At 64.4% G+C, this 13,710-nt stretch carries 13 protein-coding genes; 7 read left to right on the top strand and 6 right to left on the bottom strand.

Going from position 1 to position 13,710, the window contains the following annotated elements:
• Window positions 1–69: 69 nt before the first annotated feature.
• The 3 genes from ACODTA_RS02755 to ACODTA_RS02745 all read left to right on the top strand — a co-directional run bounded on the left by ACODTA_RS02755 (window position 70) and on the right by ACODTA_RS02745 (window position 2,391).
• On the top strand, window positions 70–1,221 hold the full coding sequence (locus ACODTA_RS02755) for a bifunctional 2-C-methyl-D-erythritol 4-phosphate cytidylyltransferase/2-C-methyl-D-erythritol 2,4-cyclodiphosphate synthase (RefSeq protein WP_489064276.1): 1,152 nt from the start codon (window positions 70–72) through the stop codon (window positions 1,219–1,221).
• A complete protein-coding gene (locus ACODTA_RS02750; RefSeq protein WP_489064275.1) occupies window positions 1,218–1,658 on the top strand; it encodes a hypothetical protein in 441 nt (146 codons plus the stop codon). The genes ACODTA_RS02755 and ACODTA_RS02750 overlap by 4 nt, the downstream gene beginning before the upstream one ends.
• A gap of 190 nt (window positions 1,659–1,848) precedes the next feature.
• Window positions 1,849–2,391 carry a CinA family protein gene (locus ACODTA_RS02745; RefSeq protein ID WP_489064274.1) on the top strand — a complete coding sequence of 181 codons (543 nt, stop codon included), beginning with the start codon at window positions 1,849–1,851 and terminating at the stop codon, window positions 2,389–2,391.
• On the opposite strand, the gene ACODTA_RS02740 is transcribed toward ACODTA_RS02745, so the two are convergent.
• Entirely contained in the window at window positions 2,337–2,813 is a 477-nt protein-coding gene (locus ACODTA_RS02740) for a type II toxin-antitoxin system RatA family toxin (protein WP_489064273.1), read from the bottom strand. The two genes, ACODTA_RS02745 and ACODTA_RS02740, sit on opposite strands and share 55 nt — an antisense overlap.
• A gap of 13 nt (window positions 2,814–2,826) precedes the next feature.
• The gene (gene lipA / locus ACODTA_RS02735; protein ID WP_489064272.1) at window positions 2,827–3,759 is read right to left on the bottom strand and encodes a lipoyl synthase; all 933 of its coding nucleotides are present in this window, start codon (window positions 3,757–3,759) and stop codon (window positions 2,827–2,829) included.
• 68 nt (window positions 3,760–3,827) lie between these two features.
• Between lipA and ACODTA_RS02730 the strand changes: the two genes are divergently transcribed.
• The 3 genes from ACODTA_RS02730 to ACODTA_RS02720 all read left to right on the top strand — a co-directional run bounded on the left by ACODTA_RS02730 (window position 3,828) and on the right by ACODTA_RS02720 (window position 5,954).
• Window positions 3,828–4,460: a carbonic anhydrase gene (locus tag ACODTA_RS02730; protein WP_489064271.1), complete on the top strand. Its 633-nt coding sequence runs from the start codon at window positions 3,828–3,830 to the stop codon at window positions 4,458–4,460.
• Window positions 4,461–4,527: 67 nt separating this feature from the next.
• A complete protein-coding gene (locus tag ACODTA_RS02725; protein ID WP_489064270.1) occupies window positions 4,528–4,788 on the top strand; it encodes a hypothetical protein in 261 nt (86 codons plus the stop codon).
• Window positions 4,785–5,954, top strand: a complete 1,170-nt coding sequence (locus tag ACODTA_RS02720) for a winged helix-turn-helix domain-containing protein (protein WP_489064269.1) — start codon at window positions 4,785–4,787, stop codon at window positions 5,952–5,954. The genes ACODTA_RS02725 and ACODTA_RS02720 overlap by 4 nt, the downstream gene beginning before the upstream one ends.
• 33 nt (window positions 5,955–5,987) lie before the next feature.
• Here the strand turns inward: ACODTA_RS02720 and ACODTA_RS02715 are convergent, their stop codons facing one another.
• Both ACODTA_RS02715 and ACODTA_RS02710 read right to left on the bottom strand, forming a co-directional pair.
• A complete protein-coding gene (locus ACODTA_RS02715) occupies window positions 5,988–8,846 on the bottom strand; it encodes a M14 family zinc carboxypeptidase (RefSeq protein ID WP_489064268.1) in 2,859 nt (952 codons plus the stop codon).
• Window positions 8,847–9,096: 250 nt separating this feature from the next.
• Window positions 9,097–9,615 (bottom strand): hypothetical protein, encoded by a 519-nt coding sequence (locus tag ACODTA_RS02710; RefSeq protein ID WP_489064267.1) that lies wholly within the window; start codon window positions 9,613–9,615, stop codon window positions 9,097–9,099.
• Window positions 9,616–9,834: 219 nt separating this feature from the next.
• Here ACODTA_RS02710 and ACODTA_RS02705 point away from each other — a divergent pair, with 219 nt between their 5' ends.
• Window positions 9,835–11,505 carry an MFS transporter gene (locus tag ACODTA_RS02705; protein WP_489064266.1) on the top strand — a complete coding sequence of 557 codons (1,671 nt, stop codon included), beginning with the start codon at window positions 9,835–9,837 and terminating at the stop codon, window positions 11,503–11,505.
• A 9-nt stretch (window positions 11,506–11,514) separates the two neighbouring features.
• Here the strand turns inward: ACODTA_RS02705 and ACODTA_RS02700 are convergent, their stop codons facing one another.
• A complete protein-coding gene (locus ACODTA_RS02700; protein WP_489064265.1) occupies window positions 11,515–12,672 on the bottom strand; it encodes a CaiB/BaiF CoA transferase family protein in 1,158 nt (385 codons plus the stop codon).
• A gap of 86 nt (window positions 12,673–12,758) precedes the next feature.
• Window positions 12,759–13,634 (bottom strand): LysR family transcriptional regulator, encoded by an 876-nt coding sequence (locus tag ACODTA_RS02695; protein WP_489064264.1) that lies wholly within the window; start codon window positions 13,632–13,634, stop codon window positions 12,759–12,761.
• Window positions 13,635–13,710: the final 76 nt, after the last annotated feature.

The following is a 13,710-nucleotide window of genomic DNA, read 5'->3' as shown; positions in this document are numbered from 1 at the left end:
GGGTCCGCCGGGCAAGTGATCGGTGCGGTGCGGCTTCCACCCGAAGCGATCAGCCTCTATGCGCGCGCAATGGATAAGGCTGGGCCAGTTGTTGCGTTGATCGTCGCTGCCGGAAAAGGCGAGCGCGCAGGCGGGGGCATTCCGAAGCAATTCGCTCGTCTGGCCGGCCGGCCGGTGCTGGCACACAGTCTCGCGGCATTCACGCGCCATCCGTCGATCGACAGCGTCGTGATTGTCATCGGCGACGGGCAGGAAGCAGAAGCTCGCGCTGCCGTCGGTGACTATCGGTTCGTGGCCGGGGGCGCCACGCGACGCGAGTCGGTTCTCAAGGGTCTTGAAGCGATCGGTTCGGCATCGCGCGTGCTGATCCATGATGCCGCCCGCCCACTGCTGCCAACCGCGGTGATCGATCGACTGCTTGCCGCGCTCGACGATCATGCGGGAGCCATTCCTGCCCTGCCCGTTGCGGATACCTTGGCGCGCGCCGGTGATGTCCTGGGCGACACGGTTTCGCGCGACGAATTGGTGCGCGTACAGACCCCGCAGGCGTTCCGTTTCGCGGATATCATGGCATCGCATCGCGGCTGGCCCGCTGATCTCGAGGCGACCGACGATGCCCAGATCGCCCGCGCGGCAGGGTATCCGGTCGCGATCGTGGAAGGAGACCCTGCGCTGGAAAAGATCACCCATCCCGCCGATTTCGCGTCGGCGGAAGCACGACTTGCGGTCAAGGCCTCGACACGGACGGCCATGGGCTATGACGTCCATCGATTGGTCGATGGTGAGGAACTGTGGCTGGGCGGAATTCTGATCCCTCATCGCCAGGGGCTCTCCGGCCATAGCGACGCAGACGTCGCCCTTCACGCACTTACCGACGCGTTGCTCGGCACCATCGCGGCCGGCGATATCGGCCAGCACTTCCCGCCCTCCGATCCGCAGTGGCGGGGCGCATCATCGGATCGCTTCCTGCTCCATGCCGCGTCTCTGATCATCCAAGCTGGCGGCCGAATCGAACATGTCGATTTGACCATCATCTGCGAGGCGCCGAAGATTGGCCCGCACCGCGCTGCCATTCAGGCGCGCATCGCCGAATTACTCGGGCTCGACTTGGGCCGCGTTAGCGTTAAAGCGACAACGACGGAGCGACTGGGCTTCACCGGCCGTGGCGAGGGGATCGCCGTGCAGGCGGTGGCCACGATCGCATTGGGGGACATGACATGAAGCCTCGATCGCCGCTTTCGCTGACCCTGGGCGTGCTCGCTTTTCTGGCCACGCCCGTCGCAGCGCAGACGAAGGCGAAGCCGTGCCTGCAGCCGGAGGAGGTCGACGCGTTGCTGCTCTCGCTCGCCCCAAAGCTGATCGAGGCAGCCAGCAGCACCTGCAAGCCCCACCTTCCCGAAACCGCCTATCTCAATAAATCATCGCGCGAACTGGCTGAACGCTATCGCGTGATCGGGGCGCCGCTCTGGCCCGCCGCGCACAAGGCAATGCTGAAGATCAGCGGGCTGGACAAGGCGAAGCTCAATCCGCTGATCGATGCGGATGCGACGCGTGCGATGATGGAAAGCATGATCCCGCAGGCGATCGCCAAGATCAAACCCAAGGAATGCGTCGCAGCGGATCGGCTGGCCAGCCTTCTCGATCCACTGCCACCGTAAAATCTGGCGGGCCTTTTCACGGCCATCCTTCAAATCGTTTCGGAAGACAAGGCCGAGAAGAATGCCGACAAGAACAAGAAGAACCCGAATTGGGAGGATGATCTGAGGATCTGCCCCGTCGCCGCACCCGCCGGTGCAGGCGAAAGGGCGCAACCTTGACGCTTGTTGAGGCGTTGTAACGAAATTCGAGATGCTTGTGACCGCTACCGCGAAAAAGAAGAACACCACCCTGCCCGCCGCGCTGGTTGATGCCGCGCGCCGGGTGATCGAGGCGAACCGGGCAGCCGGACGCAGGATCGCCGTCGCCGAAAGCTGCACGGGCGGCCTGGTGAGTGCCGCGCTGACGGAGATTCCCGGCTCTTCGGACGTTTTCCAAGCCGGCTTCGTCACCTATTCGAACGAAGCCAAGATCGCGATGCTGGGCGTCAGCCTGGACGTGCTCGAGACGTTCGGCGCGGTTTCGATCGCGGTCGGCTGGGCGATGGCGCGTGGCGCGATCGTTCGTTCGGATGCGGATGTGGCGGTCGCGATCACCGGCGTCGCGGGGCCCGACGGCGGCAGCGAGCGCAAGCCTGTCGGCACCGTCGTCTTCGCGCGTGCCGAACGCCAGTCCGATCCGGAGGACATCATCGCCGACAGCCGGGAGTTCGGCGATCTCGGTCGTGGCGGGATCAGGCTTCAGGCGGCGCTGTGTGCGCTTGAACTGCTGATGCCCGGATCGCCGGCGCCGTAAAGTGCCGCGGCTCGCGTTTCGAATGCGCCGATCATCTTCCTGAGCGCGCGATCGAACATCTGCCCCGCCAGCCGCTCGAACAATGACGAGCGGAACGCGAAATCCACCGCGAAATCGACGAAGGTGCCGCCTTGCCCGTCAGGCCGGAACGCCCATTCGTTGCGCAGATATTTGAGCGGCCCATCGACATAATCGACGCTGATCGCGTGCGGACGACCCTTCTTCACCCGCGACGTGAAGGTTTCGCGCAGCGCCGAGAAACCGACGATCAGATCCGCGACCATCTCGGTCTCGCTGTTCGAACGAACCCGCACCGCGCTCACCCAGGGCAGGAATTCCCGATAGCTGGGAACATCCGCGACCAGATCGAACACCTGTTGCGGCGAATAGGGAAGATGACGGGTTTCGGAATGACGTGGCATGTCGGATCGTCGTTTACCGCCGTGCCAGCTTCGCCTCGCGCGCGGCGCGCATCCGCTCGAAATCTTCACCCGCATGATAGCTGGAGCGCGTCAGCGGCGACGATGCGACGAGCAGGAAGCCCTTCGCGCGCGCGATGGCGGCATAGGCATCGAACGCCTTGGGCGTCACGAACTCCATCACCTTGGTGTGCTTGGGTGTGGGCTGCAGATACTGGCCCATGGTCAGGAAATCGACATCGGCCGATCGCATGTCGTCCATCACCTGATGGACTTCCAGCCGCTCCTCCCCAAGCCCGAGCATGACGCCCGACTTGGTGAAGATGGAGGGATCGTGGCGCTTGACCGATTCCAGCAGGCGCAGCGACGCATAATAGCGCGCACCGGGCCGGATCGTCGGATAAAGCCGGGGCACTGTCTCCAGATTGTGATTGTAGACGTCGGGCCGCGCGGCGACGATCGCTTCGACCGCAGCTTCCGCCTTGTTCCGGAAATCCGGCGTCAGGATCTCGATCGTGGTCTTGGGCGTGTTGCGGCGAAGCGCCTCGATCACCTTCACGAACTGCGACGCGCCGCCATCGGGCAGGTCGTCACGATCGACCGAGGTGATCACGATATGCTCCAGCCCCAGTTCAGCGGCGGCGACCGCGACATGCTCGGGCTCCAGCGGGTCCACCTTGCGCGGCATGCCGGTCTTGACGTTGCAGAAGGCGCATGCGCGCGTGCAGACGTCGCCCAGGATCATCACCGTGGCATGCTTCTTCGTCCAGCACTCGCCGATATTGGGGCACGCGGCCTCTTCGCAGACGGTGGCCAGGTTGAGCCGGCGCATCAATGCGCGCGTTTCTCCGAAACCAACGCTGGTGGGCGCCTTGACGCGAATCCAGTCGGGCTTGCGCTGGCGCGGCGGGCGGGCTTCGGGGGTGATGGCAGGATCGGCTTCGCTCATGCACGCGCAGATAGCGATTTCATCGCCCGGTTGCCACCCCTGCCCCCATCAGGCTAACGCGCATGGCCATGACAGACTTCAACGCGCTTCTCTCCGGCTATCGCCGCTTCCGTGAAACCGGCTGGGCCCGCCAGCGCGAGCGCTGGTCGGAACTGGCCGAGGGGCAGAGCCCAAAGGTGATGGTGATCGCCTGTTCGGACAGCCGAGTCGATCCAACACAGATTTTCGATACCGCGCCCGGAGAAATGTTCGTCGTGCGCAACATCGCCAATCTCGTGCCGCCGTTCGAACTGGGCGGCGGTCGTCACGGCGTGTCGGCGGCGCTCGAATTCGCGGTCACCCAGCTCGAAGTGCCGGAGATCGTCGTGCTCGGACATGGCGCATGCGGCGGTGTCCACGCCGCGCTGACACGCCGGTTCGAGCATGCGGCGCCCGGCGAAGGCGGCTTCATCGCGCATTGGGTGGACCTGCTCGACGAGGCGCGAGACCGGATCGTCGACGACCTCGGCCATGGTGTGGAAGCCGTCCGCGCGCTCGAACTGGAGACAGTGCGCGTGAGCATCGCCAACCTGCGGACCTTTCCATGCATTCCAGAGCGTGAAGCGGCCGGCAAGCTGAAGATCCACGGCGCCTATTTCGCAATCGCGGACGGCGCGCTGCATCTGCTCGACACGCAAACAGATGAGTTCCGTCCGGCCTGACCAACCATCTTGTCTCGATCGTGATTTCGGTCGAACTGCGGGCGATCGCGCAATATACCGGGCTATCATGGACTTCGACGAGCTTCTCACCTTCTATTTCGGGACGGCCGCGATCGAGACGCTCGACGATGCCGCGTTCGATACCGGGCTGGAGCGGCTGGGCGTGGCGCTCGGCACCGAACGAGACGCCGGCCGGCGCTTCGCCCTATGGACGCTGATGCATGCCCTGGGTGCGGCGCCCGATCCAGCGACGGTATTCAAGGACGCGAAGGACCGGAAGGCCGCCGAGGATTATGCCTGGGCCGCGGCCCGCATCGGGCGCACGTGACCGAACGGATCACGCTGGACCAGGCGCGTCGGATCGCCCTGTTCGCGCAGGGCTTCGGACGGCCCCCGCCAGCCAAGGTGGATCAGGGGCATCTCCGTCGCACGATCGAACGGCTGGGCCTTCATCAGATCGACAGCGTCAACGTTGTCACGCGCGCACATTATCTGCCGGCATTCTCGCGGCTCGGCGATTACGATCGCGGCCTGCTCGATCGCGCCGCCTGGGGGCCGAAACGCGAGCGCCGCATGTTCGAATATTGGGCGCATGAGGCATCATTGCTGCCTCTCGAATTTCACCCCTTGCTCCGTTGGCGCATGGCCCGCGCCGATCGCGGCGGATCGGGATGGTCAGCCTTGCGCGCCTATGCAACCGAACGGCGCGGTGAAGCTCAGGCCGTCCTTGACCGGATCCGCAGTGATGGCCCTGTCGCCATTTCCGATTTCGAGCATGGACGCAGCCGCAGCGGCTGGTGGGAATGGGGCGATTCCAAGCGCGTTCTCGAATGGCTGTTCTGGGCGGGGCATATCACCACCGCCACGCGCAGGGGCAGTTTCGAGCGCGTGTACGACCTTACCGAGCGCGTCATTCCTCCCACTATCCTCGCGCTGCCGACACCGGATGAAGCCGATGCGCAGCGCGCATTGACCGAGCGTGCGGCGCGGGCACTCGGCATCGCATCCGAAAGTGAATTGCGCGACTATTTCCGGCTCAAACCCGATGAAGCCCGGCCGGCGATTGCTGCTCTTGTCGAGGAAGGTCTGTTATTGCCCGTGCGTGTCGAAGGATGGGCAAAGTCCGTCTTCGTCCATCGCGACGCGCATTGGCCGCGCCGCATTGCCGGCACGGCCTTGCTGGCGCCCTTTGATCCATTGATCTGGGAGCGCGCACGAACCGAGCGCCTGTTCGGTTTCCATTACCGGATCGGCATCTACACGCCTGCCGAGAAGCGGACGCACGGCTATTACGACCTGCCCTTCCTGCTCGATGGCCGGCTGGTGGGGCGCGTCGATGTGAAGGCCGATCGCCAGCGCGGGCGCTTGATCGTGCAGAAGATAGGTTTGGAACCGGGCGCCCCGGACGATGCCGGAGACGCCTTGTCCAACGAACTGCAACGGATGGCGACTTGGCTCGGCCTGACGGACGGGGTCCACCCAAGCCGAAGATAGTCCGCTATTCGCGTCGAGAGACGAGCACACCGCTCACGGCTTCGGCGGATCGCCTGCGCCGAGATTGTTCCAGTTCAGGATGGCGTTGAAGCCCAGGAAATAACTGCCCTGGGTCTGCCAGCGCCAGAACGGCCGGAGCGCATAGAGCACCATATGCCCCTTGCCACTGGGCACGTCGACGATCAGCGCCTTGTTGGTCAGCGCCTCGCCGCCGCTCAACATGCCGCTCAGCAGGATGGTATCCGCCTTCGCGGGGAACTGCATGATGGTGCGCGGTTTCTGGGCCGGCGGCTTTACCCTCGGTGACGCGACCGGCGTGGATGGGCTTTCCGGAGCCTTCGCCTTCACCGGCTCGCTACCCCAGGACGATATATCGGCAGGTACCGCATTGGGCGTGATATTCTGCACCTGCCGGCCGCCCGGCGGTGTCGGGAACGGCCGCGGACCGACACTCAGCACCGGTGCCTGCGAGAAATAGACGGGCAGTTCGCCGCCTTCATAACCATAGGCGAGCGGGCTGGTCTTGTCGGTGAAGACACCGCGCATGATCGCGCCCTTGGTGTAGAGGTCCGTCGGCCGGGTGACAGTGACGCCGGTGGCGACGCCGTAATCGGCCAGTGCCTCCACCGTCGATCCGTCGCCGATCAGCGTGCCGCCCTCCTCGACGAATTTCTTGAGCTCGGCCATGCCGTCGAGCCCCAGCCCGCCGCGGATATCGTCGGCCTCATCGATGCCGCCCAGATTGGGCGTCAGTTCGGTACGCTTGTAGGGAATGGGATCGGCGTCGTCCTTGGGGACGCCGGTCACCATGTCCTGCGCGCTGCCGCCGACCGTGGGGTAGATGATGACGTCGTATTTCTCGCGCAGGCCGCCTTCGCGCACCTTGATGTCCGCGAAATAGTCATAAGGGATGCCATAACGGTCGAGCGCGGCACGCCACCAGCCTTCGTCCTGAGTGCGCAGCCAGGAATGGAGATAGCCGATACGCGGAGTGGTGAGTTCGTGCGACTTGACCGCCGGAGCGCGGGCGATCGCCTGGGCGGTGAGCCCCAGTTCCGTCACCACCTTCTCCACAGCCGCGCGATCGGCATCGGGAATGATGAAGCTGCCTGCCGCATAGCCGCGCCCACCAGCCTGGAAAGCCTGTTCGGCCGCCAGCATCTTCATGCCCTTCAGGCGGAAGCGCAGCGAGACCAGTTCATTGTCGCCGCTATGGTTGATCAGGATCGTCGATCCGCTGCCGAGGACACCGCCGCGTGGCGCGACATCGGCCGTCAGCAGCGTCATCGGCTTTTCCAGGATCGCCGGATCGCGCACCGTCTTCAGATCGACGTTGCGCATATACTGCATCGTCCAACCGGTATCGTCATAAGGACGCGGATTGCTCGCCGGATAGTTCTGGACGCTCGTGTACATGTCGACGAGGGTTCGATAGGGCTGGTCGCCGCGGATCACATAATCGCCTGCAGCCACGGTCACTCCACCCGCTGAAAAGCCGGCATCGGCACGGCTGATCTCGACGCCCTGCCGCCGCAAAGTGTTGACCATGTCGATCACATTGAGCTTCGCGGTCTGCGCGGCCGGGATCACCCAGGCGTTGATCGCCTCGCTCGACTTGCCCGCCTCCACCGCGCGCCGGTTCTTGAGCCAGTAGTTTTCCAGATAGAGCTCGCGATCGGCCGCAACCTTGTTGAGCGCGAACAACAGGCCCGACTGCGAGATATTGACGTGATTGCGCGGCCCCCAGTCGATCTTGGGAAGTGGCGGATTGGGACGATACCATTCGCGGCTGGTGGTGGTCGCCGGCAAGGTCAATCCCTTGCGGATATCCGGGCCATAGGTCTGGACTTCGTAGAAACGCCCGAAGCTGTTGTGCGTCAATGCGATCCAGAACAGGTAATTGGGCACCCAGCCGTCGTAAAAGCCATAGGTCCAGACGCCGGGCACGCCCCGCTTGGTCATCTCCATCACTTCGGTCTGCGCGAGCAGCCACCATTCCTGCGACTGGATGGGATCGAGCGAGTTGTTGTACGGGCCGCTTCCCGTCGATGTGTAAAGGTACGACTGCGCCTCGTGCAGGTCGTGCAGCACCGTCGGGTGCCATTCCAGCACGCCTTCGGTCAGGTGCTGCGTCATCTTCAGATACTGGCCGAGCCCGTCACGGTTATTGTCGTGCGCGACATATTTGCCCCAATACATCATCGGCGGCCTCGGCTTGCCGGTCTTCTTGCCGTAATAGAAGGTGTCGACCATCCGTTCGCGGCCATCGACCTCCACCACCGGCGTGATGAAGGTGATGACGTTCTCGCGGATTTTCCGGATGAAGGGCGTATCCTCGACCGCGAGGCGGAATGCGGTCTCGACGAGCGTTTCGGGGCCGCCGGTTTCGGGAGAATGGACGCCGCTCGTCACCCAATAGATTGGCTTGGCCGTACCGATGATCCGGCGCGCTTCCGCCTCATTCGTTCTTCGGGGATCCGCAAGTGCTGCGAGATCGGCCTTGTTCTGTTCAAGCCCGTCGAGCGTCGCCTTGTCGGCGATCGCGATGACGAACAGGTCGCGCCCCTCCTCGGTCTTGCCGATCGTCCAGAACCGCGCGTTGGGAGAGGTCCGGGCCAGTTCCTGATAATAGCGCTGGATATCCTTGGCATAGGTCAGTTCGTCCGGGGTGCCGGGGATGCGCCCGAAGAATTTGAGCGGCGACGGCACAGTGTCCGAAGCGGGCATATGGTCGACCAGTTCGGTTGTGATGCGCTTGTCTTGCAAATGCTTGGCGATCAGCGCGCCATATTCGGCATCCTGCGGCTGGACTGTCGGTGACTGCGCCGAAACCGGCTGTATGGCCAGCGTGGTCGCGACTGCCCAGAGCGCCGTGGAACGAAGCTGCTTCATTGATATCCCCCCGCATGGCCAGGACTCGCATCCGGCATTTTCCAAACGAGATCGATATCGCCTGAATGGAGAATGTCGACCGTCGCGCCGGCGGTTTTCGAAATTTTCGACGAACGGTTATGGAAAACGCTGCGCCATGCATCTCTTCTTCGTCGGGTGCGTATCTCCCGACCGGGTAAGAGCGGCGCTTGGACGCCGATCATGGCCGGTGCGCCTTCCCTTGGGCGCACCGGTCCCCAGCGTCAGTCCGTCAGGCGGCGCGGGCGATCGGGCATGGTCCGATATCGTCCGCTGCTCCGTCAGCATCGGCATCGGCCCAAAGCATCCGCATAGCCCGCCAGCGTTCGCCGAAACCACTGTCGATCATCAACAGCGTCTCGCTGCGCAGGATGATACCGTCCACCCATTTGCTGCCGACCAGACGGCCAAGGCTGTCGATCAGGCGGAACAGCGAATGGTCGCGAATATCGGTGCTGCCATTGGAGATGGCCGCCATTGCCGTGCGCAACTCGTCCAGCGCCCGCTCGACCACGTCGTCGACGCCGCAATGGCATGCGCCAGGATCATGGCGAAGGATCACGCATTCGGCGGCGAGCGCGTCGATCGACAGAAAATGCCCAACCCTGCGCCCTCGTTGCAGCGCGAAGCGGCGAAAGCCGCGATCGAATTCGCGCATCAGGTCGGCGAACAGCCCCAGCGCGACGCGTCCGTTCGTGACGATGCCCACCGCGAGTTGCCCGCGTTCGAGCGTGCGTTCAAAAATTTCCACCCTGGACCTCCCGATGCCCTACCGATGATGACGCTCGGAAATCTCGTTTCCGTAGTGCCTTCCATCGATTTGCTGAGATCTGGTGCGTCGATGCCACACTCGCCAGAGGCGGGGGACGACGCTCGTCGATGGATGTGCAGCGTCGGTCGAACAGGCCGCTTGGCGCGTATCGACCATTCGCCCCTTCTCAAGACCGCCGCATCGCTGCATGAGGGACTTATGGCCGAACCGTCACCGCCATCGCCGCCGCAGGGCGAGCGGCCCCCTTCTCCCTTTTCAGTCCCGGTGTTCCGCGCCGTGTGGATCGCCAACATCACCACCAACTTCGGAACGCTGATCCAATCGGTGGGCGCGTCCTGGCTGATGACCTCGCTGACCACGTCGCCCACGCTGATCGCATTGGTCCAGGCATCGACCATGGCGCCGGTCATGCTGCTCGCGCTCTGGGCCGGTGCGGTCGCCGACAATCTCGATCGGCGCAAGGTAATGCTCTGGGCACAGGGCTTCATGCTTGTCGTCTCGACCATCCTCGCCATCTGCGCCTGGCAGGGGCTGTTGTCGCCTTGGTTGTTGCTCGCTTTCACTTTCCTGATCGGCGCCGGCACGGCGTTCAACGGCCCCGCATGGCAGGCCTCGGTGGGTGAAATGGTGCCACGCGCGGCGCTGCCGGCCGCGGTCGCCTATAATTCGATGGGCTTCAATCTCGCACGCAGTCTGGGGCCGGCGATCGGTGGCGTCATCGTTGCCGCCGCTGGCGCCGCCGCCGCCTTCTTCGCGAACGCGTTCAGCTATATCGGGCTGATCGTCGTGCTGTTGCGCTGGCGGCCGCAACTCCCACCGCGCCTGCTTCCTCCCGAGCGGATCGGCGAAGCCGTGGGTGCTGGCATCCGCTACGTCGCGATGTCGCCGCATCTTCGCGCCGTGATGTTGCGGGCGACGCTGTTCGGCCTTGCCGCCGGTGCGCTGCCAGCACTGACGCCGCTGATCGCCCGCGATCATATCGCGGGAGGCGCGCTCACCTATGGTGTGCTGCTCGGGGCTTTCGGGCTCGGCGCGGTGGCGGGTGCCCTGTCGAGCAGCCGGCTGCGCGGCAGCCGGTCGAACGAGATGATCGTGAGGCTGGCGACATTGGCCTTCGCGGTCGGCACGGCGGTCTCGGCGGTCAGCTACATCCTGCCGATCACCATCATCGCGATGATGGTGGCGGGCGCGGGCTGGGTGCTCGCTCTCTCCACCTTCAACATCACGGTCCAGTTCGCCTCTCCGCGCTGGGTGGTGGGCCGCGCCCTTGCATCTTATCAGATGGCGTCATCCGGCGGCATCGCGCTGGGCAGTTGGCTCTTCGGCGGGCTTGCCGGGGCCTATGGCGTCGATATCGCATTGCTGATCGCAGCGGCATTGCAGGGGATCGTCGCCATGGTCGGGCTCTGGCGCCCCTTGCCCGAAGTGCAGGCGCTCAATCTTGATCCACTCAGCCGCTGGACCGAACCGCAGGTTGCGGTCTCGGTCGAACCCCGCAGCGGCCCTATCGTCGTCACCATCGAATATCGCATCGCCGCGACCGACATCCGCTCGTTCCTCGCGGTGATGGCGGAACGTCGCCGTATCCGCATACGTGACGGCGCACGGCATTGGGCGCTGATGCGCGATCTGGGGGAACCTGATCTGTGGATCGAACGCTATCATGTCGCGACCTGGCTCGAATATGTGCGGCACAATCAGCGCCGTACCCATGCCGACGCCGCCAATAGCGATCGGCTGATGGGACTTCACAAAGGGCCGGAGAAACCGCGCGTCCACCGCATGATCGAGCGTCAGACCGGATCGCTGCCGATCCTTTATCCGCCGGGGGTCGGCGCCGCGCTCACAGATCCGACCCAGCCAAGCTGACTCGAGTTGCTACAGCGCGCCAGCCGTCTTCAGCGCGCTGATCTCGTCCGCGCTCAGCCCCCAGTGGCCAAGCGCCTCGTCATTATGCTGGCCGGGCGCTGGCGGCGGCGATTGGATCGCTCCGGGCGTGACCGAGAAGCGTGGCGCAGGCGCCGGCTGCACGACGCCGTCCAGTTCGACGAAGCTGCCACGAGCTGCATTGTGCGGATTGGATGGTGCCTCGGCCATGCCAAGCACCGGTGCGAAGCAGGCGTCGCTACCTTCGAATACCACGCACCATTCGGCCTGGCTGCGTTCCGCGATCCGCTTCGCCAGCTTCTCGCGCAGTGCCGGCCAGGTCGCGCGATCGGCCTGGGCATCGAACGCGGGATCGTCGATTCCCGCGAGCTTGCGGAACGTGGCATAGAATTGTGGCTCGATCGGCCCCAGCGAGATCCATTTGCCGTCCGCGCATTGATAGGTGCCATAGAAATGCGCACCGCCATCGAGCAGATTGCCTTCCCGTCCGCCGTTCCACATACCCCGGGCGCGGAATCCGTAGAACATCGCCATGAGCGACGCCGCGCCATCGCTCATGGCGCAATCGATAACCTGGCCGATGCCGGTCTCGCGCGCGTGGAGGACGCCGGCGAGCAAGCCGAAGGCGAGATAGAGAGCCCCGCCCCCGAAATCGCCGACCAGGTTGAGCGGCGGCACCGGCTTGTCCTGAAGACCGATCGCATCAAGCGCGCCGCTGATCGAGATATAGTTGATGTCATGCCCGGCAAGCGGCGCATACGGGCCGGTCTGGCCCCACCCCGTCATGCGGCCGTAGACCAACCTGGGATTACGGGCGAGCGCGACATTGGGTCCGAGCCCCAGCCGCTCCATCACGCCTGGCCGGAACCCCTCGAAAGTCGCGTCGGCGCGTTCCATCAACGTCAGGCAGGTCTCGATCGCTTCGGGCCGCTTGAGATCCAGTGCGATCGACCGCCGGCCCCGCTCGGTCACGGCATGCGGACTACCGCTGACGCCGACGCCGTCATTCCCGGGCACCTTGCGGTCGATACGGATTACATCGGCGCCAAGATCGGACAGCAGCATGCCGCAAAAGGGGCCGGGCCCGATGCCCGCGAATTCCACAACCTTCAGCCCGCTGAGCGGCCCCTGCGCCTTGTTCGCCGTCAAATCCGTTCTCCCAGATCGCGCCATCCGGGTGAAAAACGGATGCCGGTTTCAATCCCCATGCGTCGGCAAGACGGTGCGGTCCAGTATCAATCGACTTCCCTGGTACAGCGGTGCAGAAGGTCCGCCACGGCCTCGATCCGCGCAAGACCGCGCGTGTCGCTGTGGGTGACCAGCCAATAGCTGCGGCGGATCTCCTTCTCGTCGACGAGCAACGGCACGATCTCCGGATCGCGCTCGCCGATGAAGCCAGGCAACATGCCGATCCCTGCCCCGCCGCTGACCAATCTGTGCTGGATATTGATGCTGCTGCTGCGCAGCTTGGGCTCCAGCCCAGGCCCGATCTCCCCGAGATAGTCGAGTTCGGGGGAGTAGATGAATTCGGGAACATAGCTGATCAGGGTGTGGCGTTTGAGTTCTTCCGCGCATTCGGGGCGACCATGCGCCTCAAGATAGGCCCGCGAGGCGTAAAGCCGCAGCCGGTAATCGCCAAGCTTGCTCGCCACGAGCTTGCCGCTCCGCGGGCGGGCCAGCATGACCGCCATGTCGGCTTCACGCTTGGACGGGTTTAGGAAACCCGATGCAGTGATCACGTCGACCTGAATATCCGGGTGTGTGCGGTGGAATGCCGGCAGCGCGGGGGCCAGAACCCAGGTGCCAAAGCCTTCGGCGACTGACAGCCGTACCTGGCCGGACAGGCTGCGCGATTCGCCTGCCACCTCGCCCATTGCAGCCAGTGCCGCGCTTTCGATCGCCTCGGCATGTCGGAACAGCGATTGGCCGCGATCGGTCAACCGCTTTTCTATGCCCACGGATTCGAAGAGTTCGGCGCCCAGCGCATCGGACAATCGCGTGAGCCGACGGCCGATCGTGGTGGCGTCAACACCCAGCGCGCGCGCAGCCGGGGCCATCCGCCTGGCACGCGCCACGGCAAGAAAAACACGCAGGTCGTCCCAATCGAACATCGCCACTCCTTGAAGATCATGGCCATCGTAATCGCCGTCATCGCGGTGCGAAACATATTCCGCCCTATGCCCGAAG

Source organism: Sphingomonas sp. FG14, from assembly GCF_057809675.1.
The sequence above is the reverse complement of the archived record's forward strand: the minus strand, read 5'-3'. Positions and strand labels throughout refer to the sequence as shown.